18 protein-coding genes and 2 pseudogenes are annotated in these 23,180 nt (G+C 50.8%); 7 read left to right on the forward strand and 13 right to left on the reverse strand.

Going from position 1 to position 23,180, the window contains the following annotated elements:
- The first annotated feature begins 3 nt into the window (after positions 1-3).
- The 3 genes and pseudogenes from EXW94_RS27090 to EXW94_RS27100 form a co-directional block, all read left to right on the forward strand.
- The gene (locus tag EXW94_RS27090) at positions 4-1,092 is read left to right on the forward strand and encodes an acyltransferase family protein (protein ID WP_174341604.1); all 1,089 of its coding nucleotides are present in this window, start codon (positions 4-6) and stop codon (positions 1,090-1,092) included.
- Positions 1,093-1,173: 81 nt separating this feature from the next.
- Positions 1,174-1,575 (forward strand): AraC family transcriptional regulator, encoded by a 402-nt coding sequence (locus tag EXW94_RS27095; RefSeq protein ID WP_217436598.1) that lies wholly within the window; start codon positions 1,174-1,176, stop codon positions 1,573-1,575.
- Positions 1,576-1,724: 149 nt separating this feature from the next.
- Positions 1,725-2,044: pseudogene (locus EXW94_RS27100) on the forward strand (transposase); the annotation flags it as partial.
- Positions 2,045-2,312: 268 nt separating this feature from the next.
- Here EXW94_RS27100 and EXW94_RS27105 read toward each other — a convergent pair.
- The 4 genes and pseudogenes from EXW94_RS27105 to EXW94_RS27120 all read right to left on the reverse strand — a co-directional run.
- Positions 2,313-3,278, reverse strand: a pseudogene (locus tag EXW94_RS27105) (transglycosylase SLT domain-containing protein); the annotation flags it as partial.
- 657 nt (positions 3,279-3,935) lie between these two features.
- The gene (locus tag EXW94_RS27110) at positions 3,936-4,430 is read right to left on the reverse strand and encodes a polymer-forming cytoskeletal protein (protein ID WP_174341606.1); all 495 of its coding nucleotides are present in this window, start codon (positions 4,428-4,430) and stop codon (positions 3,936-3,938) included.
- A 1,005-nt stretch (positions 4,431-5,435) separates the two neighbouring features.
- Positions 5,436-5,732, reverse strand: coding sequence for a type II toxin-antitoxin system RelE/ParE family toxin (locus EXW94_RS27115; protein ID WP_086527902.1), 297 nt, complete (start codon positions 5,730-5,732; stop codon positions 5,436-5,438).
- On the reverse strand, positions 5,719-5,979 hold the full coding sequence (locus EXW94_RS27120) for a type II toxin-antitoxin system ParD family antitoxin (RefSeq protein WP_127851271.1): 261 nt from the start codon (positions 5,977-5,979) through the stop codon (positions 5,719-5,721). The genes EXW94_RS27115 and EXW94_RS27120 overlap by 14 nt, the downstream gene beginning before the upstream one ends.
- 141 nt (positions 5,980-6,120) lie before the next feature.
- Here EXW94_RS27120 and EXW94_RS27125 point away from each other — a divergent pair, with 141 nt between their 5' ends.
- The 4 genes from EXW94_RS27125 (at position 6,121) to EXW94_RS27140 (ending at position 8,549) form a co-directional block, all read left to right on the forward strand.
- Entirely contained in the window at positions 6,121-6,645 is a 525-nt protein-coding gene (locus EXW94_RS27125) for a hypothetical protein (protein ID WP_174341607.1), read from the forward strand.
- 367 nt (positions 6,646-7,012) lie between these two features.
- Complete coding sequence (locus tag EXW94_RS27130) at positions 7,013-7,783, forward strand: TraX family protein (protein WP_174341608.1); 771 nt, start codon at positions 7,013-7,015, stop codon at positions 7,781-7,783.
- Positions 7,784-7,797: 14 nt separating this feature from the next.
- Entirely contained in the window at positions 7,798-8,127 is a 330-nt protein-coding gene (locus EXW94_RS27135; protein ID WP_174341609.1) for a hypothetical protein, read from the forward strand.
- A 92-nt stretch (positions 8,128-8,219) separates the two neighbouring features.
- On the forward strand, positions 8,220-8,549 hold the full coding sequence (locus tag EXW94_RS27140) for a hypothetical protein (protein WP_174341610.1): 330 nt from the start codon (positions 8,220-8,222) through the stop codon (positions 8,547-8,549).
- Here the strand turns inward: EXW94_RS27140 and EXW94_RS27145 are convergent.
- The 9 genes from EXW94_RS27145 to EXW94_RS27185 form a co-directional block, all read right to left on the reverse strand.
- Complete coding sequence (locus tag EXW94_RS27145; protein WP_063617333.1) at positions 8,524-9,330, reverse strand: DUF4225 domain-containing protein; 807 nt, start codon at positions 9,328-9,330, stop codon at positions 8,524-8,526. The genes EXW94_RS27140 and EXW94_RS27145 overlap by 26 nt on opposite strands.
- A gap of 878 nt (positions 9,331-10,208) precedes the next feature.
- Positions 10,209-11,222 (reverse strand): plasmid replication initiator RepA, encoded by a 1,014-nt coding sequence (gene repA, locus EXW94_RS27150; protein ID WP_174341611.1) that lies wholly within the window; start codon positions 11,220-11,222, stop codon positions 10,209-10,211.
- Between the two features lie 579 nt (positions 11,223-11,801).
- A complete protein-coding gene (locus EXW94_RS27155) occupies positions 11,802-12,590 on the reverse strand; it encodes a DsbA family protein (protein ID WP_174341612.1) in 789 nt (262 codons plus the stop codon).
- A gap of 28 nt (positions 12,591-12,618) precedes the next feature.
- A complete protein-coding gene (gene traI, locus EXW94_RS27160; RefSeq protein WP_174341613.1) occupies positions 12,619-18,042 on the reverse strand; it encodes a conjugative transfer relaxase/helicase TraI in 5,424 nt (1,807 codons plus the stop codon).
- Positions 18,039-20,606: a type IV conjugative transfer system coupling protein TraD gene (gene traD, locus EXW94_RS27165; RefSeq protein WP_174341614.1), complete on the reverse strand. Its 2,568-nt coding sequence runs from the start codon at positions 20,604-20,606 to the stop codon at positions 18,039-18,041. Before traD ends, traI begins: the two co-directional genes overlap by 4 nt.
- Positions 20,607-20,722: 116 nt before the next feature.
- A complete protein-coding gene (locus tag EXW94_RS27170) occupies positions 20,723-21,034 on the reverse strand; it encodes a hypothetical protein (protein ID WP_174341615.1) in 312 nt (103 codons plus the stop codon).
- Between the two features lie 248 nt (positions 21,035-21,282).
- Positions 21,283-21,615, reverse strand: a complete 333-nt coding sequence (locus EXW94_RS27175) for a hypothetical protein (protein WP_174341616.1) — start codon at positions 21,613-21,615, stop codon at positions 21,283-21,285.
- 48 nt (positions 21,616-21,663) lie between these two features.
- Entirely contained in the window at positions 21,664-22,395 is a 732-nt protein-coding gene (traT, locus tag EXW94_RS27180; protein WP_174341617.1) for a conjugal transfer complement resistance protein TraT, read from the reverse strand.
- A gap of 182 nt (positions 22,396-22,577) precedes the next feature.
- On the reverse strand, positions 22,578-23,174 hold the full coding sequence (locus EXW94_RS27185; protein ID WP_174341618.1) for a hypothetical protein: 597 nt from the start codon (positions 23,172-23,174) through the stop codon (positions 22,578-22,580).
- Between the last annotated feature and the right edge of the window lie 6 nt (positions 23,175-23,180).

The raw sequence follows: 23,180 nt of genomic DNA on the forward strand, positions 1-23,180 counted from the left end.
AATATGCTCTCAACACGCAACACCTTTCTGGACTTCCTGCGCCTTACTGCCGTTCTGCTGGTAATATCCTCGCATTATGCCTATATGTTTGATGCCAGCACTCTGATTACCTTTCCGCGCGAATATCTTACGGGCGGGATTGGCAGGCTCGGCGTGTCGATTTTTTTTATGATATCCGGTGCACTGGCATATGTTTCCCTGACGCGCTACAGCCTGCGCGAATACTACATCAGGCGTACCTGTTCGGTCCTGATACCCTACAACATGGTGTATTTTACCGCAGCCCTCATACTGCTGGTCCTGGGGCTTTACTTCCGCTATCCGGGTAACCCGCTGGAGCAGCTGATAAATGGCGAGAGAAACGTTTTCGCGTTTCTTCCCACCATCCTCGGTATTGACCACTACCTTCATGGTATCTGGGGAGTGGAAACAGCATATCTTACCGGTGAATGGTTTATCGGCTGTATCATTCTGCATTATGCGATTGCACCGCTGGTTTTCCGGATAATGCAGCTGGCGCCGTTGCTGACGATGTCTGCAGCGCTTACTGTCAGCGTTCTGTGCTACGACAGTACCCTTGCTAATCCGTACTGGTCAGCTCAGGTGCGGATAAGTGACTTTACGTTCGGCATGCTGTTTATGCATTTTCTGCCCTGGTTCTCTAAATCGCGGCCCCTGCTTGCCGTGACGGGCATGGCTGTTATTCTTGGCGGATGTGTGATAGCTGACCTTTCACAGAAGGGTATCCGGGAAGTCCTCTTCCCGCTTGCGCCACGCAGCCTGTTTTTTTCCGTGGCGTTTCTGTTTATTTTACATGCCTGCTATCCCGTTATTAACCCGGTCTTTACACGTGTCAGGCTTAATAATAACGTATCCGATCTGGCCTCCAGAGCTTACATTATTATGCTTCTTCAGCATGTCGTCATTATCTTTATCAGTGCTAACATCAATATGGCTGAACTGAATGCGACCCAGGCGACGTTGTTCTGGTTGCTCGCGTTGATAACGACGGAAAGGATTTCGGCTGCACTTAAAATTTACGTTGCAAAGACTGAGAAGTTTATCGTTAAGCATATTCTTAAAAAATATTAAAATGAAAGTTTCAATGCACTCACATTTTTATACGCTGACAGATACAGATACAGATACAGATACAGATAATGCAGGGGAAATATGTCATCAGAAATTAATGGACTGCATTCCGGTACGATGTACAATATTAGCATCGCCATTCACGAACTGCTTGACTGGATAGAGATGAACATCCATCAGCCGCTGTCGGTAAAAGATGTTGTCAGGAGGTCTGGATACTCAACATTTTATCTGCAGCATATGTTCACATCTGTCACCGGTGAGCCTATTGCCCGTTATATTCGTCGAAGAAAGCTGGGCGCGGCGGCCCGCTTACTGCGTGAAAATGATGCTGGCATATCAGATATCGCCTTCGGACTGGGTTTTGAAGATATCTCAACTTTTTATCGTTGCTTCAGAAGAGAGTTCGGTCTTTCACCCGGTGAGTACCGCAAATGCTGGATAACGCCTTCTGATCTTATCATTTTTCGGGGAAAGAATTAAGTAACTTATGAGTCGGACGCTGGCCGAAAGACACATCCTGAATAATCTGTGGTTATTTCTCAATGAGGATCACATTAAAATTCAATTTATTATATTTTTGATACGGCTAAGGATCACGCCTGGGGATTAAAAGATGAATGTATGCATATATTTCGATTCAGCGCAAGAACGGCAGAATGAAGCGCCGTGGTCATGCTGTACTGGCTGATAAAGCTTACTACGTAAGGCGCTGAAGAGCAGGGCAATAAAAACCGTCATCCCTCGAAAATCGAATGAGAAAATGGCATCAGATGGTCGTTCACAGTTTGATCGTGATGCTTACCGTAATCGCAATGTTGTTGAACGTTGCTTTGGTCGCCTGAAAGAATACCGCCGCCTTGCTACACATTACAACAAAACGGCGAGGAACTATCTGGCGATGGTTAAACTGGGTTGCATCCTGCAGTTTTACAAAAGGTTATGCAATTAAGGAACACAGCATAGTAATATTAAATGTTTTTGGTACGTGATATGTAAAGCTTTTGTGGGTTGGCTTTTAGTGCTTTCTTAATGAGGCGATCTTTAGCCCCCGATGTATTATAGCGTCTGAGTTGACAATCACATTCGAATGCTGATATTTTGTATGTAACATATTGGTAATTATATGAGCGAAAATTATAAATTCTTATGTTGACCAATGCCTATTTCCTGTGCATCTTTAACTTTAAAGATGGATAATAGTTATATCCTAAATATAAACGTAAATGTTCTGCATTTTTTCGCGGAACAATAACATATTTCGGACCACTTGCACCCAGCGTTGATGTTTTAATACCCGCATTGTATGCTTTCAGTTTACTTACCGATATGCCAGTCATGTCAGCAATCAGCTGAATATCAACCGGCCTGTGCAGGCGAATAGGTTCCAGAGCTCGACTTTCATCTGCGGCTGGCAATTGTACACCGTAACGCCTGGTGTTCTTCAAAATATCTTTCAGTGCTAGCACCCTCGGTACATAATCCTCCATTTCCTCAGGCAGTGAGAGTGACCAATAATCAGTGGGTTTACCTCGTTCTTTATTCGTCTTTATTGCCTTCAGGACGCGCCCTTCACCACCGTTATAGGCAGCCATTGTTAACAACCAGTCGCCGTCGAACGTTCTGTTCAGGCGCTCCATCATGTTGAGAGCGGCTGTCGTTGAAGCGATAACATCACGACGCGCATCATAGACGTTAGTTTGTACCAAACCATATCTTAGTCCTGTGTGCGGAATTATTTGCCAGATTCCAGCTGCATTGGCACGAGATGTCGCATGTGGGTCATATTTACTCTCGACGATGGGAATAAGTACAAGCTCCATAGGCATGTTACGTTTCCTTATTTCATTTCTTATCCAGTATAAATATGGTTCCGCACGTAAAGCTACCTCATGGAAGTGAATTTTGTTTTTCAGGTATTTTTCTTTTTGCTCATTAATACGTTTTTTTTTCGTTACCTCGATGTGTAACTCGTTCTCAATGTCAGCCCATAATTCATTTTCACGCGTAGAATATACCGAATACTCTATCCATTGATTTTGATTTTGATTTTGATTTGTGATTTCATTTGCATTCATATTGCCAGTTGCAGATGATTTGCCTGCGTTATTTTCCCCGTAATTGACATATTGATGCTGGCAACCAGAAAGCAGAAGGGAAGTAAAAAGAATTGCTTTTTTTTTCATGGTTTTTTCCAGAAAATTAAAGTCATACTAACTTGTTGTTACGTTTATAGGTTATCAATCGAGCTGTTGAATTTATTTGTTTACATTCCATTAATTGATGGCGAACAATATGTTAATGTTTTTTTAAATTATATATTGCATGCTATCTCTCGTCTTTATTGCTAAATATAGAGTATAGATTAATTATTGCGCTTGAATGAGTTGGTTTTAACTGTTTCTGTTTTATAATGAAAAAATAAGCATGCAGGTTTTTGTCAGGCATGTTACTCATTACGCCTTGTATTCAACAGTCAGTAAACCCGCAGACTGTTTTTTGCTGAGCGTTTTAATTTCGTTCATTGACAGCCATGGACACTAAATCGTTCTGCCAGAACCTGTCTAAACACTGCGTAGAGCTCAATGAGCATAACACGGCTCCTCTGCACGTTACATCGGAAACCGATTCTGATGTTGTAAAAAACACCCATGACCGCCCGGCTATCAATAGCTATCAACCATATACTGCTCGTCATATTTTCACTTCAATAAATTATAATTTACCTCATTCAGATAAACCCTTTCGGTTTAGAATATTAATTGAGTAAATCGAAGTTTCTTTCCAGAAAGGTAAAGGGTTTGACATCTTTCTCTTGTTATAATTATCAAATTTGACGATTTTTATTTATCCTTGATTTTTTTCTTAACTAATGAGTCTTCTTGCTCTGCAAAAGTATCATTTTTGGAGTGTGTATATTCAGATGGACTGGACTCTCCAATAAAAACACCTCCTTTTTCGATTGATAGTTCATTAGTATAAATATTTCCTTCTATGCGTCCTTTTTCTAAGAGGCTAACAGCAGAGGCATAACACCGACCTGTAACTAAACCGTTTATGAACACATGCATGGCATGAATATCACCTTTGACTACCCCCCCATTATTTATGCGAACCTCATGTGCTGAGCGAATGTTTCCTTCAATAACACCCTCGCTTACAATACTACCTTCTGTTTCGATTATGCCGGTTAAATTAGCGCCATTTGCTATAAAAACATCTTTCCGGACAGCGGTTAGTAAAATATCCTTAACATGGATTGGTGTTGTTTTTTTTTCTGACTTATCTTGGTTTGCTACAACCTCATTTTTTTTACTCTTACTTTTTAGGTTAAACATGGAATGTACCTTTAGACTGTTTTTTTTAAACAAAATTATGCTCAATATTGCCAGCAATATCAATCCTAAAACTAGAGGGGTACTGTCCGCGGATGATATGTATAATATTATAATTAAACCCCACAGCAACCATATCAACCATAACCACCGGAATGATTTCATCATTTACCCCCACTGGAATTTTTGATAGCGCTTAATGTAAGTATATCAATGCGTATAAATCAGGGCTAATAACGATGCCAGTGTCAGTAAAAACCATAAAGTTGCTTGATGTATACCTATAAAACCTAATTCTGGAACATAGATGACCTTGCATCTTGAAATGAGAATGCGTAGTTTCTTCAATGTCAATTTCATTTTTTAGTTAAGCCTCTTTTTTTCTATTTTGGTGCGTGTGGGGGCGCGGGGGGGGAGTATACGCGGCATCGATCGTAAAGCAACATTGAGTTATTGATATAATACTATTGATATTTATTTTTTGTGTTGCGTTTAATTATTCATTGGAGGTGATCGGCATTTTTACAGGTTTTTAGTCCCGCAATGCTACTCACAATTATTTTTCAAAAGTTAATAAAGATGATGTCAATAATTAAAGCCAAGCTTTAATTAAACCAACACCCTCTTATTATTAAGATAATTTTTCTTATTTGACTAATGGATTCGAAGTATAATACATGGTATATATTAAAGAATGAATTAGGTTTATGGTTATATTAATACTTGCGATGCGCTAATTTTTTGCATCTAACTCGTATGTTTTTGTGTATAAGGTTTTACCTGCACTTGTTTTTTTAATATTATCAGTATTTAAATGCACCCATGATTTTCAATAAACTGTTTAACTCATATATAATTGTATGTTCCTGTTACATAACTTATGCACTAATTAAAAGACCGGCTAATCAATAGATACGTAAGTTTCAATAATTAAATTGTGGAATTTAACATAAGATAGATTGCACGAACTAAGTATTTGAATTTATTATTATTTAATTTCTTACCCGGTTATCTCCAGGGTTCATGCCGCGCAGTATCCTGAGACTGGCTGAGAATACGTATGATCGTAACCACCGAATGTGATGACACAAAATAGATCATGTGCTGTTCCACCGGCAGCGAGCAGATATCTTCTCCCAGCTCTGCGCGATGCGTGCCGATGTCATGCATGGCCAGAACATCAAACACTGCGGCTATACGCCCGATATACGCATCCGCCTGAACAATCCCGAACTGTCGGAAGCTGTAGTCCCAGATTGCTTCCAGATCTTCTTCAGCTTTGGGTGTCAGCTCAATCTCTTTCATTTGCCACCCTGGCCCTGACATTATTCAGGAAGGCATCCTTGTTCCATGGTTTCGCCTCGCCGCTGCTGAGTCCTTCGGCCAGCAGATCGCGCAGTTCCTGAAGACGGGATTCAGCCTGCTTTTCACGCAGCAGCCGCAGCGCGTCACGCATGACTTCGCTCTGGGTACGGTAATCACCGGCCTTTACCAGGGAATCGATAAATTCACGCAGCTCGTCGCCCACGTCCACCGTCATCGTTCGGGCCATAACCCCTCCGTTTCATTATGTAAGATTTTTTCTTACATCAGTATATCATTTTAGCATCAGGCTTCCATGCTCAGTGATCGAGACTATGGACTGCATTTATGAGATCAACAGGGATGCGAATTCAGATAGATATCTAATAGAATGCTGAGTTGTAGCCTTAAGCGAGAACTGGAAATGAAATTAACAGAAAATCGGGTAGATACACTCATCGATACCCTGAACGACCTGATCTGCGATGAGCAAAGTATTACTCGCGAACAGCGAGAAAATTTAATTAAAACGGTTGCCACACTGGGTGGGCTTAAGGAGCGACTACGACTCATTTCTGCGGAGAAAGAAGCCAGACAGATCGCTAAAAACGAGAAGGTAAAGAAACCGCGCGAACCGGATCTGGTGTTTCCCCGTACTGGGAAGCCGTGGCTGCCAGAGGACCTCGATGTTATCCATTCCATTATCGACGATATACCTGATGACAGAATTGATGATCACATCCTGTGGCTTTCAAAACAGCAAGGACGCACTCCCTATGCTGTCGCACTGAAGATTGTTGGTGCAGGAAGAATGGATGATGAGTGGGCGAAAGCCTGGAAACCCGCGGCAAAATCGCTTCGAGAAGATTATGCAAAGCTTCATCCTGCTCCCTCTTCAGATATCAGCCAGGAATAATCGGTTTTAGGTTGAGATGAATATGAATTTATTTTGCAGCAGCATGTTTTATAATTATAAAAATCCGTCCCTGCAATATATGTTAAAATAACAAGCAATTGCACTCCTTAATCTAAACATATCAATATATTTGCCGATATATGTAGTAAGGAAGGGAGTGTTATGAACGATTTTCATATTTTAAATATCTGTATTCAGAATAAGGATGTGGCAGGTGCAATGCGCGTGCTGCGTGATAAATCAGAATTTGCGGTGCGCAAGATTCTGGAGAAACTCAAGGTCAGGGTCACAACGCAAACAGGCAGGGCATTCTGGCATTATGTTCAGGACTGGCTGTTAACCGCGTGTCGCCAGGGGAATATACAGCATGAATCCTTCAGTACCCGACGTACTTCCCACTATCCGGAACGCCAGCCAGCTCAGTCCCGCTGCACTCGATATGGTCAAGCTCCTCGCACTTCTGGCCATGCTCATCGACCACACCAATACGGTGTTTCTGTCGCCAGCCTTGCCGGTGATGTATGCGCTTGGCCGGATGGCCTTCCCCCTGTTCACGCTTATATGGGCGATGAACGTACAGCGCACCCCGGAACGCCTGCAGAAGAGAGCCAATCGTCTGTGGATCTGGGCAGTCATCACGCAGCCGGTGTTCAGCCTGGCCTTCTGGCATCACCAGCCCTGGTGGGCCCTGAACATTCTGTTCGTGTTTGCCGGCGTCACGCAGCTGATTGCCCTGCAGTACCAGCACGGCCGGAAAGGAATGATAGCGGGATATCTGCTCCTGGCCCTCATGATTTGGCCACTGCAGCCGGCAAGCTACGGGCTGGCAGGAATAACGCTGGCCATCAGTATGGCAACCATTTCTGGCAACGAAACACCCGAAGTGCAGCGGCTAGCGGCCATCACTGCCGTGCTGTCACTGATTTGTTTAAACGGGTTATCGCATCTCCTGGATCTGCCCGCAGAAACATTATTACTGGCCACGCTGCCTACTCTGGCATTCCCCCTGGCAGTGGTTTCCTTTTGCAGGAAAATCTGTCCGGAGGGCTGCAGGCGTTTCATGCCGCGTAATTTCTTTTATTATGCTTACGCCGGCCACCTGGGGATTATTGGTCTGGTACAGTCTACTTTTGGCTGACTTAGGATGACGTGATGGCTATCAGTGAGAAAGAGCTGCTTGAGGCAGGTTTCAGTAACCGTGAAGTGGATACTTTACTGGGGCGACTTTCAGCAACCGGTGGCACTATGCAGGGCCTCATCGCTGCACTTGCACGACGCTTCCGGATATCGGTATTGATCACGGTCGCGCTCGTTCTGGTTATGCTGGTCACCCTCATCGCCGGCAGCCGGACACATATCCTGTCTGGCGGCATGAGTTCCCTCGTTGTCCTGACCATTGCCTGGGCGACCTTTCCACCGGCTCTTGGCTGGAAAGCATTCCATCTGCAGAAGACTGGCCGACACAGGTTTCAGCAAAAGTGATAGCCCGTAACCACCTGACCGGTTATCAGTCGGGCTTAACTGGTTATTAGCGCAGGGCATGTTAAACTTCCCGCAGGGAAAAGGAGAGAAGCATGAACCATGAAAGTGATCTGATGAACCACGGCTTCAGTGAAGAGGAGATTATCCGACTGCGGGCCAGTTCAGCTAAAACGGGAACGGAGATGGATACTCTGCTGAACGATCTGGCAAACCGTTTTAAGGCCCTGATATGGGTGCTGTCAGTCATGTTACTGATTTTTGTGGCCACACTTTTGGCTGGCTCGAGGATGCATGCCATTTCCTTTGGCGTGGCTATTATTGTTCTTGGCACTCTGTTTACGATTACCATGCCTTTGAAGCTGGCCTATAAATCATGGCATTACCGCTGGAAAAATCTCATTTCCCAGCGTCATCAGAAGTGATCAGATCGAAAACAACCTTAGCCTTTACCCCCCATCCCACAATTTTCATTGTCAGTTTACCCCGGGACATAGTGTCGATTTTCCGGTAAAAATCGGTGCTGATATAGTTAAACAGACGCCAGGTTCCAGGTCTGGCCATTAATCCATAGACACTGTAGATATTGCCTGCAAGCGCGATCCCGTTGTATATCCCCAACCCTGTTGATCGTTCAAATCCCATGAATTTAGCGATGTTCATGGCACCATCACCAAACATACCCTGCGTGTCAGGTTCATTCAGGAACTGACGACCAACTTCACGGGTTATGGTGTTGGCCGAGTCGACTATCAGAATAGCCCCGGCAAGAACGCCTACGGGGGTCATTGAGGAAGTCAGCACGAAGCCAAATGCGCCCTGCATACCTGCCAGCACAACTTTAATTCCTGAGATGACATAACCGACCATCCGGTCTTCATCCCTGACGTATTTGATCTGGGCATATAGTTTCGCATAACCGGTCTGGAGCTGCCGGCTCTGCTCAAGCAGACTGCTGTTTTCGGCCTGCAGGTTACGCAAGCAGGTCATGCACTCTTCGTCAGACTTTGCCCGCCGGGCACGCTCAAATTCGCCATTAATGACAGATTTAATTTCATCGATGAATTTGAGACGCGTCAATCCATCCCCCAGATGTCGGGCGCCAACAATATTAGCGGTATTGACGAGTTTGCGGGCCTCCAGATTAATCATGGTTTCTGCCCAGACTCGCGCCTGGCTTTTGTTTCCCGGAAGAATTATATCCATTTTACTCATCCTGATTGAAAATCACCCGTTAAAGCTTATCGCGCTCCCGGATTTAGGCAACCCTGCTTTAAAGGGTAAATGTATTCCGCGAAGCGGCATGGAGACGCCAGCTGGAGCTGAACCGGGTGATTCTGGTGAGGGGCGTCGTAACCGGCATCAGCCGTTACGGATTGATAGGTTCTGCGAATCCCATCCCTTTCCCTGCAAAGCCATACCCGCTTAAAGCTTTCCGATTGCTAATGTGCGCGGTCGGAGTGAGTCCGTCAAGGCCTCTGGCCGCTGACGGGCTGTATCTCCGCGTTAGCGCCGTGAGGCGCTTACGAGCGTGTACAGCGAGCTTACCGCTATGCTAACTGCAGCAGCTCTGACTTCTAGTTACAACATCCCTCTTAAAGCGAGGGTGTTCCGGCCCTTCGGGCCGGGGCGGCGTCGGTTTAGCAGGGGTCAGGTAAGTATGCAGTATCGGGTTCTGGCCAGAACGGGGCCCGGCGCTTGCGACGGGAGGAACTTTTGATTTCCTTCTGAGCGCGCGGCCGTGAGGCCGCTGCATGCGAAGGCATTTTACGTTATCCACAGAGTGGCCGAAGACAAAGATCTACTCTGGAATGTAATGAACAGAGAGATAAAAAAGGTGAAGTAAGACTGTTTTGCGGAATGTCTTTTATTCATTTCCGGGTTACTTCACTTATTCATTTGCGGATTTCTGTGTAAAAAAAGAGACAGTGGCCACTGCGGGCCTTCACGACACGCAGAACGTGATGGTAAACGGAAAGGGAAAGGAGTGAAGGGTGAAAAATGAGCGGAATGGCCGAAAAAAACCAGCACGAAAAGCCCCGGTGAGGGGCCAGTAAACAGCAAGACTGTTGTGTCGTTTGTGACTAGTCCGGTGGAGAAAGCGCCAGATCCAGCTGGTAAAGATGCTTGATGGCCAGCGCCTTCAGGCGCTCAGATGTGCACCAGTACGCTTCGTCAGGCGGCAGGGTGCGATAAATCCATTCAGACATTGCATGGAGTCGTTCATCTGCCGGCAGCTTAATCAGATTGTTGGCACGTTTACGCTCCGCGCCTTTTTTGCGGCGGTAAACGAGTGCCTCCCGGCGCTTACGGCCAGACCAGCATTTCCGCGCAGAGTGGGGCTGAACATCATCATGTTCGCTCATCACCCCTTCCCGGATCAGCTGCTCACGCTCGGCGCTCTGGCGGAGCTTCTTCTCCTGCTCTTTAAACAGCTTGTCCATATCGACGCCCAGCATCTGGAATCCAACGGGGGTGATATAAACATACGTTGGCAGCCAGGAGCGGGATTCACGATCCCAGGTGCGTTCTTCCGCAAGGCCCAGAACGCCAAACCGTACCTGTTCCTCAATAAGCCGTGAAAGGCGTGACACCGTCACCTCCGTTTCAGGAATGACATTGCCTTTTGCGTCCTTTGCACTGAGCTCTTTTGCAAGACGGGTGATACACATGCCAACGGTATGCTTGCCGGCATCACAGAAGCTGATGAGCACTGGCCAGAGCGCATCGAGCAGGCGCTGACGTTCCGGACGGAAGCCATATTTACGTCCCGCTTTACGGCGGCCGGCGACATAGAGTGGGTGACGAGAAACATGCATGCGCAGGCTGACCTGCCCGGTTTCCTTGTCTTTTTTCACCAGGCGATTGTAGGCATGACCGAGCTGTCCGGAGAGCTTTTTATAATGCTCCGGACGATACCAGGCCGGGTTCTCACATTTGGCTTTTGTGGAATGCTCACCGCGTTTGCGGCGGGTCAGTTTTTTGACCGGTGCAATGAGGAAATTACCCTGAGTGCCGGCATCGACATCCTGCCAGAAACGGGTTAGCTCATCTTTCGGTAGATCTGACCAGTGAACAGAAATCTGATTGTCATTCACGGCGGCCTGTTCTTATGGCGGCCGGGTGTTGTTTTCTATGGTGCATGCGTTATAATCCTTCACAGGCAACGCGCCTGCTTTTGGACCCCCTGAATCTGAACCGCCCGCCAAAGTGGATACAGATTTCAGGGGGTTTGTGCATTCAGGCACCGGGAAATCCCGTTACCTGCTCCTGAACGTTTTAACGGACACGTCCTGTCCCTGTTTGTTTCCGGAAGTCCGCATTTCTTCCGTAAAACCATCTTCTGCCACCCGCCTGCCTCACCACAAAGCAGTCAAACCGTCAGTTTGAGTTAGGTCACAAAAGTAATCTGAATCAACAATCTGTCCCACCACAAGACGATCGCTGACGATCCGAATACTACCTTCTCGTCAGTAATTTTTCCAGATGTTCGACCAGATAACCGTCCGTAGTTTGCATGCTAATTGTCCTTAAGGGACTATAACCGGCAGCGCTCGCCGCAGTATCAGGCCGGCAGGCCTGATCGAGGAAGCGCAGGAGAACGGAACGTGAAGATGGCAATTACGCGCGGAACATGAAAAACAGTCTCTGGCGGGAGACGTTCTTCGGACTGAGGATCATTTCACCCTGGTGGCTTTCCGGATTGCTGCCTGGAGTCTTTCAGCGGTTACGGCTTCCGGGAAAACAGTGATGGTGTCGGGAGTCGCCCCGCTAACGGGCATGACGATGATCCCCGGCATTCCGGTGAGTCCCAGCGCCTCTGCCAGGTTACTGTTTTTCTCAAGGGACGCGGTATGATCGCCAGGAGCTGGTGCGGCCAGTCCCGCCTTTGACGCTGCCCCGTGAATATCCTCCACCGTCAGTTTGCCTTCATTATGGCCGGTGGCGTAGATGGCATTGTGATAGGTGACATAGGCCTGCGCTCCTTTTTTTTGCCAGACCGTCAGCCCCTGCTGCGCTGCCTGAAGTGAGGCTTCCCAGCGACCACCAAAAATTGGCCACTCCTTAAAGAGGTAGCGGACGTCCGGCTGCGCTTTCATGACCTTCTCCAGCTCCGGCGCAAAGCGGCTGCAGAACACGCACTGGTAATCAAAGAATTCAATCACCGCGACTTTTGCATTTTCAGGCCCGTATGCCGGTGTGTCCGGATCATGCAGAAGGTTCGCCTGATTCTCCATCACGCTGAGTGCAAACATTTTCTGCTTACGTACCTCCTGCTGTTCCTGCAGCTTATGACTGACCGTCACCAGAATCTCCGGGTGAGATACCAGATAGTCGGCAGCGATTTCACCGATACGGGCCTCCTGCTCCGGGCTGAATAAGGGCTGAGGGGCTGAAGCGTGTGCCGTTGAAATAAAGCCAATGTATGTTGTAACTATTAATGCTGCTAATTTGTGTGCTTTCATCGTCTGAGTCTCATGGTTAAAAGGGAGATTAACGTTCTTTCTGAATGGTTCGGGTGAGGGTTTGTTCTTCACGCTCAGGCATGCGGCCGCGTTCAGTATTTTCTGCCGCCCTGAGCATATCGCGTTCAGCGTTTGCCAGATCTGCAATCACACGCGATGCCCTCGACAGTTCACCGGAAGTCTTGTCAGCACCTTCCAGTTCACTTCTGACGCCTGCAGCGGCTTTTATTTCCTGTCCATCGGTGTTTTCCTCATCTCTCACCCGGGCGATCACATCAGCATCCGGGTTGAGTGGTTCCGGTTTACGCGGGTTAATATCTTCCGGTTTCAGTCTGATCACCTCTTCCTGTGGAACTTCAGCCAGCAACGGCTCCGGCTGCCTGCTCCGTCCGGCTTCTTCATTGCGAACCTGGTCTGCCAGCATTTGCTCACGCAGCTGCTGTACGTTCTGTTCGTCCGTCAGCGTGGAGACAATACCCGGTGACACATCCTGTTTTGTCCCGCCGCTTACCTTAAGCAGCCATGCTGAAGGGGGTTCATCGCCGGTCTGCCAGACCACGCCGTCCTTTGGATGATTTCGTACTGCATCAAGTGCGGCCGTCAGATCGCTGGCCACAATCGTGTTTCCGGACTGACTTCGCTGCAGCACGGCACCGCGGGCACGCTCTGTCATGACCATTCGGGTCTCCCCCTGAGTCATCCTCCCCTCAGGACTGGCGACCAGGGAAACCAGGGCCAGACCCGCACTCCTGCCATTGTTGTCATACACCGGCAGCGCCAGCGCCGGTTCAGGAAAGCGCCGGGTGGCCGGGATGATTTTTGCCGTCAGTGACGCCTCCTGCATGCCCTGATGGCGCACCCAGGCGCGCCCGATGGCCGTTTTACTCACCGGCTGCCCCATTGCCCAGATGGCTTTCGCCTGTTTACCCTGCGTTTCTGGTGCCAGCGCATCGTGTGCCGTTTTAATATCACGCTCCGGCGTTTTTATCGCCTTAACCCAGTCCGCTTTCCCGTCGGTGTAAATCTGGACGTGCTCCTTCACGCGTGAGGTTGAGATGTAGAAGGCCCGACGTGAGGCAAGCGCCTTACGCCCGCCGTCCGTGCCCTCAAGCGCAATGACATAATCGCTACTGGCCCCCTGAGCACCGTAGCCGGTGACGGCCCAGCCGTAGTCGAGATGCTGCTGTGCCCGGACCTTCTCCGGATTGATGGTAATGCGACCGTTTTCCCCCTTCAGACGGATATTCCCCGCCTCGCTTATCGACTCCACCGTATAGCGCTGGTTGGCCATCTGACCCTGTTCTCGATCGGTCGCCGTGAACTTAAGCAGATCGCCGGTGCGAACTTCCATCTCGCTGCGGCGAAACAGCTGCACGTCACCGGTGATCAGCTGCTTCGGTGAATACAGACCAATCTTTCCCTCCTCATCGCGTACCGTCACCGTGCTGCCGTTACGGTCAACGGCCAGCACATCCTGGTAGCGGTCGCCGCGTTTAACCACCATTCCCGGCTGCCAGGCCTCTGTTTTATTAAACTCATGGCGGGTATGGGTGATTTTATCGAGCACAGGCACCTTAATGGCCTTCTCCCCCAGTTCTCCCCGCGCAGCCAGCGCGGCATGAATGCCGGCATTTATCGCCTTACGGTCGGCGTTCAGCTGTGCAATGATGAGCGTGCGGGACCGTGCGTCCGGCGTCCGGTCCGTCCAGTCAGCGACGATATCGATAACAGGCGTCTCCGTTTCCTGAATGGCACTCTCAGGGAGCGCGACTGAAGCGCTACGCGCCACGCGGTCAGCCGGCTGGGTTTCAATCCGCTGCAGGGCCGCATCGATCCGGTTATCAATGATGTCGTGAACGGCGCCGCGCAGCTGCAGGTCTTTCTGGCGGACGATTTGTTTCATGATGGCCACATCCATCGGGCTGCGCTCCTGCATCAGCTTAAATGGTGCGCCCACGTCGACCGATTCAAACTGGTCTATATCCCCCATCGAGACCGCGCGACCGCCGCCGCTGGCAATGGCCTGGAACAGTGCCGCCGTATCCTGGTTGCCTGCCATTGAGGACTCATCGATAAGAAACACCTGCCCTTTATAGTCGGGCTTTTCGCCTGCTGCTGTGGCCTGGTCATGCTCAACGATAAAGGATTTAATGGTCTGCGCCCGGACACCGACGTCGCTCATCTCTTTAACCGCCTGGTGAGTTGGAGCAAGCCCCGTCATCACCGGACGAATGTCCGCCGGTATAGTCTCCAGTGCAGATATCACCGCCTTCAGCTGCGTGGTTTTCCCCACGCCGGCATAGCCCTGTATCCCGATAAACTGGTCCGTGGTACCCAGCACCAGGGTGGTCGACTTTTTCTGTCCATCGGTCAGGCCGTTCAGCACGGCCTCCGGTACCTGTTCCAGCAACGGCTGCTGCGTGCCCTTGCCTTCCTCCACTACGCGCAAGATGGCTTTCTCCATCTCCCAGGTGGCCCGGGAAACCAGTACCGGCTCGCCCCCTGCGGATACGGACAACAGCTCGCCATTTTTGATCATCGCCCCAATTTCATTCCCGATGGCCTCAAGGTCGGGATGATATTTCTGCGCTTCCGTCGCGAGCTTCAGCTCGCTGATCACCACGGTGCGCTGGTCGTTGATGGCACGCCAGACGGCCAGTCCGGCGTCCGTCCGGACGCTGTCCTGCAGTGAACCCACAGCCTGGCTGACGTCATCGTGGCCACTCAGGTTTCTGACCAGCTGCACGGGAGAGGCATTTGTCTTCATACGCTGCAGCCGGGCTTCAGCCCGGTCCTGCACTTCGGCAGTGAACACTTCCGCCCTGTGGCCACTCTGAGCCAGAGAATTCATGGTCTGGGTCGAGATGTCGCGGCTGTTCAGCGCGGCCAGTACCACGCCGGTGTCGTTATCCCGGCCGCCCGGGGCGGTCACGTAAACATGTGACAGATAGAGCGGCTGGTCTTTTGGCAGCGTCAGGGTATCTTCCCCCCGTTTCACCTCAATCCCCTTTTCACTTATCCCGGTCACCTCAAGACGATCTTTGGCCTTCAGGCTGTGCTCGCGGTCGCCCGCCACGGACAGCAGTTTTTCGCCGGTGGCCACGCTGAGGGTTTCACGGCTGAAGAGACGCCAGTCAGCGCTGATATCACCGATTTTCATCCGGGTCAGCACGCCATCACCGTCGATGAGCGAGAGGACTCGCGTGTCCTCATGCACCCGGTCAATCACATAGGACTTACGCTCTTTTGCGTCCGTGCGATCTTCAAGCACCATGCCGGGACGGTACGAACCTGGCATGCGGCGCGTTTTGCTGTCGAGCCAGACCGGCTGCCGGGCCTCTATCTCCACGCCGTCACGCCCCAGCTGTCCTGCGTTCTGCAGCGCCTCACGCACCAGGCCCGTCAGTTGTGCCTGTTCACGTCTGCCGACCACGACGGCGGTGACGTTTTCAGTGCCTCCGCTCAGCTCTGCAAACCGGTTGGCCAGCGCCTCGTAACGGTCGCGTTTGTCCGGAATACTGACCACTTCGGCCTCCAGCCCGGGTGCCGGCTCAGTGCGGCGGGAGCGGGCAACCCCCGCGGACTCCAACACGGACATGGCATTACCGTTCGCCTGACGCCCGGCACTGTCGAGAAAGACCAGCTGTGCGTCCTGCGCGCGCGCTTCGCCCAGCAGAACCAGCGTCTCCTTTAATCCCAGACGCTCTGCCCCTTCGATAATCAGCGTGCTCTGGGGTTTCAGGTGGAAATCACCGCTCAGCAAATGCTGTCGGCTGATAATTCTTTCCCGCAAATCGTCGGATTTAGCCAGCGAAATGGCGCGCTCGGCAGAGCTGGCCAGCACCTGCACGTCACGGCCGTTCGCGCCGGCAATTCCGGCCAGCTGCGCGGTCAGGTCACGGATGCCCGCCACGCCTGACGGGGCATTCATCAGAACCAGGGCGTCCTTCTCCACAACTTCCAGCGCCGCCGGCGCGTACTGCGCCGGGCGGGTGAAACTGACGACTTTTGTGGATTTGAGATGTTCCTGACTCAGCGCCTGGATCGAGAGTTCATCAAGCAGGTGAATACGGGAGGTAAAGACCCCTTTCTCACTGTCCAGCGGCACAATCATGCCGTCCTTCAGCGCCGCATCGATGGCCACACGAATTTCCTGAATCTCCGGCAGCTGTTCACTCAGCTCAGCGGTGGTCATCATCAGCTCGCCAAAGGTGAAGCGCGTTTTACTGTCGCTGAGCTGCGAGATGGCCAGACGGACAGCCTCAGTCAGTTCCGGGCGCGGTATTTCAGTGTCCAGCTGCGCTGCTGCAAAGCTCCTGGCCGCCGGCGTCTTTTCGGGACCGGTCTGTGCCGGCTGACGCAGCGTGTCAGTATGTTGTGGTACTGGCAGACGGGACAGGCTCTCCCGTTCTGCGGGTTGAGCAGGTGTGTCGACGCTCTTTTCTGCCCTGGACGACGTCTGCTGAGAAGCCTGTTCAGGCCCGGCAGGAACAGGCTTAGCCTGGTGATCTCGCTCCGGCTGAGGCGCGGTCTCGCGAAGACCTGCATCACGCGGCACCACGCTCTCCTGATACGCCTTCAGGTCAAACCCCTTCTCCTTCATTTGTCCCAGCCAGCGTTCCATCAGGCGCATCCGCGATGGGTCGACTTTCGCTCTGCGGGTGTCCTTCGCGGCCACATCCCGGCTGCGCAGCGTGGCTTCAGCCCCCACGGCACCCTGAATTTCCCTGCCCCGTGAGGAATATTCGTCCCTGACTTCTTCCGGAACGCCCTTAATCTCCCACATGCCATGCTTGCCTACTTCTTCCACTTCATGGCCGAGCGCTTCAACCCGCTCACGCAGCGCGCTGCGATAGATTTTGCCGAGCGTGACCTGGTGCTTCATGACGGTTTCGATAAAGCCGGCGTTATGGATATAGTCCGTGGCCAGGGCTTTCCATTTGCCCGCATACTCCGTCATGTTGGCAATCAGGAGATGGGTATGCAGCTGCGGATCAAGATTGCGTGACGTGTCATGCGTGTAAGCAGCTGCCACCATCTTGCCGGTGTGTACGATGGACGTGACGCCGTCTTTCGTATCGCGGGCCGAGATGAGCTTCTCCACATAGCCGGCCGCCACACGGACGGCGTGGTTATGCGCCTCCACCATTTCTTTATCGTTGCCGATGAGTGCCAGAATGGACACGCTTTTGGGGGCTGAAAAGGTAAGGTCATGGCCGGGGCGGTGGACATGCTGTCCGTTAACCTCCTTGCCAAGCCGTGAGCCGTCCGGAAGACGCCCCTCGAGCACGGCCGTCAGATCATCGCCACGGACATTGCCCTCAAGGCCCAGCTCTTTTGCACCTTCCCCCATCCAGAGGCTCTGAAGGCTACCCAGAAAATAGTAGTTATCGGAATTGCTGTAGTAGCCTGCAGCCTCGCCGGCTGACGCTACTGGGGCGACTGACATCATAGGTCATGCTCTCTGTCGTAATAGTGATGGTCGTTTTCGTCGTAACCCGGGTCGTCCGCATGGCGGTGAAGCAAAATATTCTCTTCTTCCTGCGCCAGCTGCCGGTGAGTGATGTGGGCTTCATCCTGGGTCTGCGGTGTCACTGGTTTCCCTGCCGTCGTCAGACTCAGGCCGCCGTCTGGCAGTACCGTCACCTTCATGTCCAGGTTCATTGATTCGCCCGCATTATCGCTGGCCTGATCTTCGCCTCCGCCTGAGTTAGCTCCCGTATTCAGCCGCCGTTTCAGCATCCCCAGAGCGCCAGCTGAAGATGGTTCAGGCGTTTCATCCATCTGAGCTCTGCTCCTGATTTTCTGGAGCGCTGCAGGAATACCCGGGTTAAGGGACGAGGTCTCTTTTTGGTGATTTACTGAAGGAGGAGAAGACCGAAGTGAAACGACGTTATCTTTTTTGTCTTCGGTGACAGGGTCTGTCACCGTACTGTGATTTTCAGTTACTACTTCCGGAGCCACTGGCGCTGTTCGCAAGGTGACGGGCTCCCTGGATGGTACCGGCCTCAGTTCAGGTGCTGCGCTGCGCGAGGGTTTCGGCTCCTCCGTTCGAGTACGAGCCACTTTTTCGACGGCCGGCGTTACCGGTGAGCTGGATGCCCCTGAAGAAGAAACGGGAGCCGTACCCTCAGCTGCAGATGATGTCTCGCTCCCCTTCTCCAGCACTTCATCGCCGGTCGGGAACGTAAGACCTGCAGCAGACGCTGCGCGCTCGTTCTCCTGAATAACCCTCTCAAGCTCCGGACTGAGCGCATCACGGATGTTTCGCTCGATCAGGCCTGCCTGACGCTTCTTCAGCGAGCGATATTTCAGCTTCAGACGGACGACAGGATACTCACCCGGAAGGCGCACGTAGAAGTTGAGGTTTGGCAGACGCATGATCTGCTCGTAATCGACAATGGGGTTATTGACCTCGTCCTTACCGAGAGACACACCGTCACGCACCTGGTCCAGACCGTAGCTGTTCTGCTCACGGATTTTGCGCTTACGCTGATTGCCCAGCTCCTCTTCCACCACTTTGGCCATCTCGGCGCTCGGCGAACGTCCGTACATACGGGTGTTCATCAGGTCAAAGATGCTTTTGGCCAGCTCACGGCCGTAGACGTGAACCAGCTGCGCCATGTTCTGCATCCCCAGTACGAAACAGCCGCCAAATTTACGCGCCTCGGCAAGCGTCTCGGCCAGCTCCGGGATGCGCTGCAGGCTGGGGGCTTCATCGATAATGAACCATACGCGGCGGTCGCTGTTCTCCCCCATGCTCTGCAGCATCAGTGTGGCCAGAGATACCCACAGCGAGATAAGCGGGCGTACACTCTTGCGGTGACGTGCCTGGGTTGAAATAAACAGCCAGCTGCTGTCATAACGTTCCTGCGTCATCCACTCGCGGATGGTGAACGGCGGCTTCGTTCCGTCATCCAGCCCCTGCAGATAGCGAAGGGCTTTGGCGTAGTTGGTTACCACCGAGCGAATGGAAATGGCCGTTTTCTCGATCTTCTCCTCAACCAGGTTGGCTGAGGGCGTGTTGGCCAGATAGTCACGCAGATTTTTCATGCTGAGGGACAGCAGGGTTTTCAGGAACTTCTCAATGCTGCGTTCCGGGTCAGTCGACATACGAATTGCAAGGTCGGCATAAATGGTTCGCGAGCTGGATACCCAGAACGGATCGGACTCACCTTCAACCGGAATAAGGCTGGCAGCCAGGTTGTCGTAATCGACCGCGTCAACGCACTCACCCCACATCTGCCAGTTGGCACAGCGCTCGTCGTGGGCATTCAGGATGAAATCGGTGGAGGGGGTGTAGTGAGTTTCGGTGAAGGTGCAGCCTGAGTCGTAGATGATGGCCCGGTCACCACGTTTGCGGATGTAGTCGAGTAACCAGCGTATCAGCGTCGACTTTCCCACCCCGATAGTGCCATGCATCAGGAAATTGAGTACCTCCGCCATCCTGACCATATGCAGGTCGCCCACGCGCAGATCAGAGAGCTCACCGTTTTTACGCAACAGCTTATTCACTTCCGCTGGCTTGTCGGTCAGCTGCATGCCGGAGAGATATTCGTCCTCGCTCTCCTTTCTGCCGATATTGGCGATAAACCAGGTCACGGCGAGAAACACCACCATACTGAACAGCCCGCTGGCACCGGCTGCCCACTGCAGCTCACGCAGGCACTGGTCGCCCATCGCCTGCATGTACGGGTCGGTATAGATCTGCGGCAGGGTCATTTTCAGCACCATCGCTGTCGCGGTAGGCGCATACCAGTAGTGAACGTCGTAGATTTTTGGCGTCCCCGATGCCGGCATCAGGTCAATAAAGCTACTGTTGATACTGGCGAACCACCACAGGGAACCGTTATCCAGGGCTTCCTGAGGGATTCGCCAGAGAAAGATGGCGGTAGTCAGTACGGCGAACTGGATGAAGATCCAGAATCCTATCCAGTTGTTCACCTGAATGAACATGCGCCAGCGGTAGGCGGTCATCTGCCCGCCCTGGGTGAGGTTTTTTCCTGCGAAGCTCATAGAGTGTTGTCCGGCCGTTATCGCATCACCTGCGCGGTGATGTGTGTTATCAGAGAGAAACGTTGAAAAGGGTGATGAAAAAATGTGGTACCGCGTGGGGGTTAATCGTCAGGTTATTACATCTGACTCAGTTCATACCTGGCCTGCTGACATCCGTCCTCCCAGTCCTGTTTATTAATGTATGCAGCCACAGAACGGACTGACGAGGCCACATCCTTATAAACCGGTGAATGCCACTCCCGGGGCTCCAGATCGTAAAGGGTAAATTCATAGCCAGCCCAGAAAGCAACAATGGTCATTCCCTGTACCTCAGGAAGTGAACCAAATACGTTCAGGTATGCCCTCGCTACCATCAGCTCACTTTCCAGATGGATAAGCGACCAGAATTCAGCTGAGTAATCTGCACGTTCATTTCTCTGATGCATCATGATGGACGAACTCCTTTGAAATTAAGGACGCAACGCTCGCCACAGGCAGGGCTGCGCCTGGCGCAGTCATGCGAGGAAGCGTAATTACTGGTAACTGACAGAAAGCACTGACGCACCCTGCTCGAAGTGAACTCGGTCTGGTGTCAGTTGGAAAGGAGAGGTAATAATTACCGCACTGAGATGTGGGATATCTTTTCAGTGCGGTTTTAATGATAACGAGCTATTAGCTCACTATTGTTGCAGGCGGCTCAACCACCAACAGTAAACCCTTTCGCCTGCATGCAGTTGCGCCATGTTGAACCCGGCTTACCGTTATCAAGAGACGTGGACTCAACGTAAGGGAATCCCTTGATAAGATGGGTTTTCTGAGAAGAATCACCAACCCGAACAATGGTGGCTTCATCTTTCATGATTGACGTTAACTTAGTTGTACCCGCTTTATTTTTTGAAGCGGTGAGCACCTGATCAGAGCACTGGCGTGCAGCTGTCATTTCTGGTTCTTCCGGGGTAGATTTTGGGGAGGAACATCCTGTGAGTACAGCCACGATCAGTGATAAACACACAATTCCTGCTTTTTTCATGCTGATTCCTTATTTTGGTAAACGGGCGGTCTTTGACCGCCAATGCAGTTACATAATGCCGGCGATGGATTTGGCCAGCTGTGCTTCCAGAACTGGCTTAGCCTCTTCAAACTTGAGGTTCACCTTGTTGGCATTGGAAACCACACGGGTCTGATATTTAGCGCGGTTGCCCTGCTCGGTGCTGGTCTGCACTTTCACGCCTGATGTTCCCTGCTTCAGAGCTGCAATGTTATCAGTGGTAACGGTAGCCTTGCTGCGCTCGGAAATTTGCAGATCGGTCACCATCGTGTAGTTCACGTCTTCAACCATTGCATCTGCAGCCATACCAATCAGGCCACTGGCCAGCCCTACACCCAGCGTTGCGCCAGCTGACGACGAGTTATACGCCGTAATACCCGCGCCCAGTGCCGCTCCCATTGCCGCACCTTCATACCCGGTCTTGAGGAAACCCTGCGCATCACGCAGATCCATTTTTTCGGCTTTCAGCACGTTTGCCTGAATCCAGTAGTAGGCCGAGTCAGGAGAGCTGGATACACGGTAGCCCTTCGCGGACAGTTCATTCGTAATCTGCGCCTGTAGCCCTGACATGTCCTTATCGGAGGTATTACGGATCTGTAGATAAACCGTTTTCTCTGATGACGGTTCCAGCCAGATGGTCTCACTCATCTGGGTTTTGACATCGAGATTACGTTTCTTCACCGCTGTGGACATGGCACCACAACCAGACAGAGCGAGAGTAGAAGCGATCAGACCAACAACGGCTAATTGTTTTAATTTCATGAATTCATCCTGTGCATAGAAAAACGTCCCCGTTAGCGAGATATAGCTAACGGGGACGTTATCGGCTAATTTTAAGGTTAATTTACAGCGAGAGGGTATAAAAATCCCGGCAACGTATGAAGTTCCGGGACTGTAATTTCATCAGAGGTTAAATTTTACTTAAGATAGAATATTGACCATTCCTATCTACTCATCATCTTACTGGCCGTTGACATCAATGGCCCCAGGCCGTAACGAGTGCTCTGTATTCCAAGATATCCATTAGTTACAAAAATTGAAATGAATAAAACTGCTGGAATACTCCCTGCCAGTAAAATCCCCCAATCAGATATCATCCCTACGAGAGTTAACAAGGTGGCGCTACCCCATAGGTACAAGGCTATTTTCTTAACTGTGGACCTTAAAGAAGTGATTAATATCGAACGATTCCTGATATCTTCAGGTATAGATAGATATACCAGTACAGTAGAATAATTTATGAGTATGAAGAATATTGCGACAACAGCTGTCACCCCGATAGATATCCATCCTCCATACCCTAAAACAAGCTGTGCTGCTTCAAGATAGAACTTCCAGCCTAGCCCGCTATTATCTCCTGCCTGAATCAGACTGACATAATAAGCAAACCACATAAGAATGGCTGTGAGGATCATAATTACAGGGTATATAGCTACAATCTGGAAAGCCTTCTTGGGCGATGAAACTGGACGTTCATCACTACTAATCCCTGAGATAATCTCAGCAATTTCTTTTTTTGCATCACCATTTGAGAATGCCATATACCC

Source organism: Enterobacter sp. JMULE2 (assembly GCF_013337145.1).
Lineage (GTDB): Bacteria > Pseudomonadota > Gammaproteobacteria > Enterobacterales > Enterobacteriaceae > Enterobacter > Enterobacter mori.

Coding starts and splice junctions, on each gene's coding strand:
- EXW94_RS27090 (WP_174341604.1), top strand. CDS start 4: ATGCTCTCAACACGCAACACCTTTCTGGACTTCCTGCGCCTTACTGCC.
- EXW94_RS27095 (WP_217436598.1), top strand. CDS start 1,174: ATGTCATCAGAAATTAATGGACTGCATTCCGGTACGATGTACAATATT.
- EXW94_RS27110 (WP_174341606.1), bottom strand. CDS start 4,430: ATGTTTAACCTAAAAAGTAAGAGTAAAAAAAATGAGGTTGTAGCAAAC.
- EXW94_RS27115 (WP_086527902.1), bottom strand. CDS start 5,732: ATGAAAGAGATTGAGCTGACACCCAAAGCTGAAGAAGATCTGGAAGCA.
- EXW94_RS27120 (WP_127851271.1), bottom strand. CDS start 5,979: ATGGCCCGAACGATGACGGTGGACGTGGGCGACGAGCTGCGTGAATTT.
- EXW94_RS27125 (WP_174341607.1), top strand. CDS start 6,121: ATGCTGAGTTGTAGCCTTAAGCGAGAACTGGAAATGAAATTAACAGAA.
- EXW94_RS27130 (WP_174341608.1), top strand. CDS start 7,013: ATGAATCCTTCAGTACCCGACGTACTTCCCACTATCCGGAACGCCAGC.
- EXW94_RS27135 (WP_174341609.1), top strand. CDS start 7,798: ATGGCTATCAGTGAGAAAGAGCTGCTTGAGGCAGGTTTCAGTAACCGT.
- EXW94_RS27140 (WP_174341610.1), top strand. CDS start 8,220: ATGAACCATGAAAGTGATCTGATGAACCACGGCTTCAGTGAAGAGGAG.
- EXW94_RS27145 (WP_063617333.1), bottom strand. CDS start 9,330: ATGGATATAATTCTTCCGGGAAACAAAAGCCAGGCGCGAGTCTGGGCA.
- EXW94_RS27155 (WP_174341612.1), bottom strand. CDS start 12,590: ATGAAAGCACACAAATTAGCAGCATTAATAGTTACAACATACATTGGC.
- traI (WP_174341613.1), bottom strand. CDS start 18,042: ATGATGTCAGTCGCCCCAGTAGCGTCAGCCGGCGAGGCTGCAGGCTAC.
- traD (WP_174341614.1), bottom strand. CDS start 20,606: ATGAGCTTCGCAGGAAAAAACCTCACCCAGGGCGGGCAGATGACCGCC.
- EXW94_RS27170 (WP_174341615.1), bottom strand. CDS start 21,034: ATGATGCATCAGAGAAATGAACGTGCAGATTACTCAGCTGAATTCTGG.
- EXW94_RS27175 (WP_174341616.1), bottom strand. CDS start 21,615: ATGAAAAAAGCAGGAATTGTGTGTTTATCACTGATCGTGGCTGTACTC.
- traT (WP_174341617.1), bottom strand. CDS start 22,395: ATGAAATTAAAACAATTAGCCGTTGTTGGTCTGATCGCTTCTACTCTC.
- EXW94_RS27185 (WP_174341618.1), bottom strand. CDS start 23,174: ATGGCATTCTCAAATGGTGATGCAAAAAAAGAAATTGCTGAGATTATC.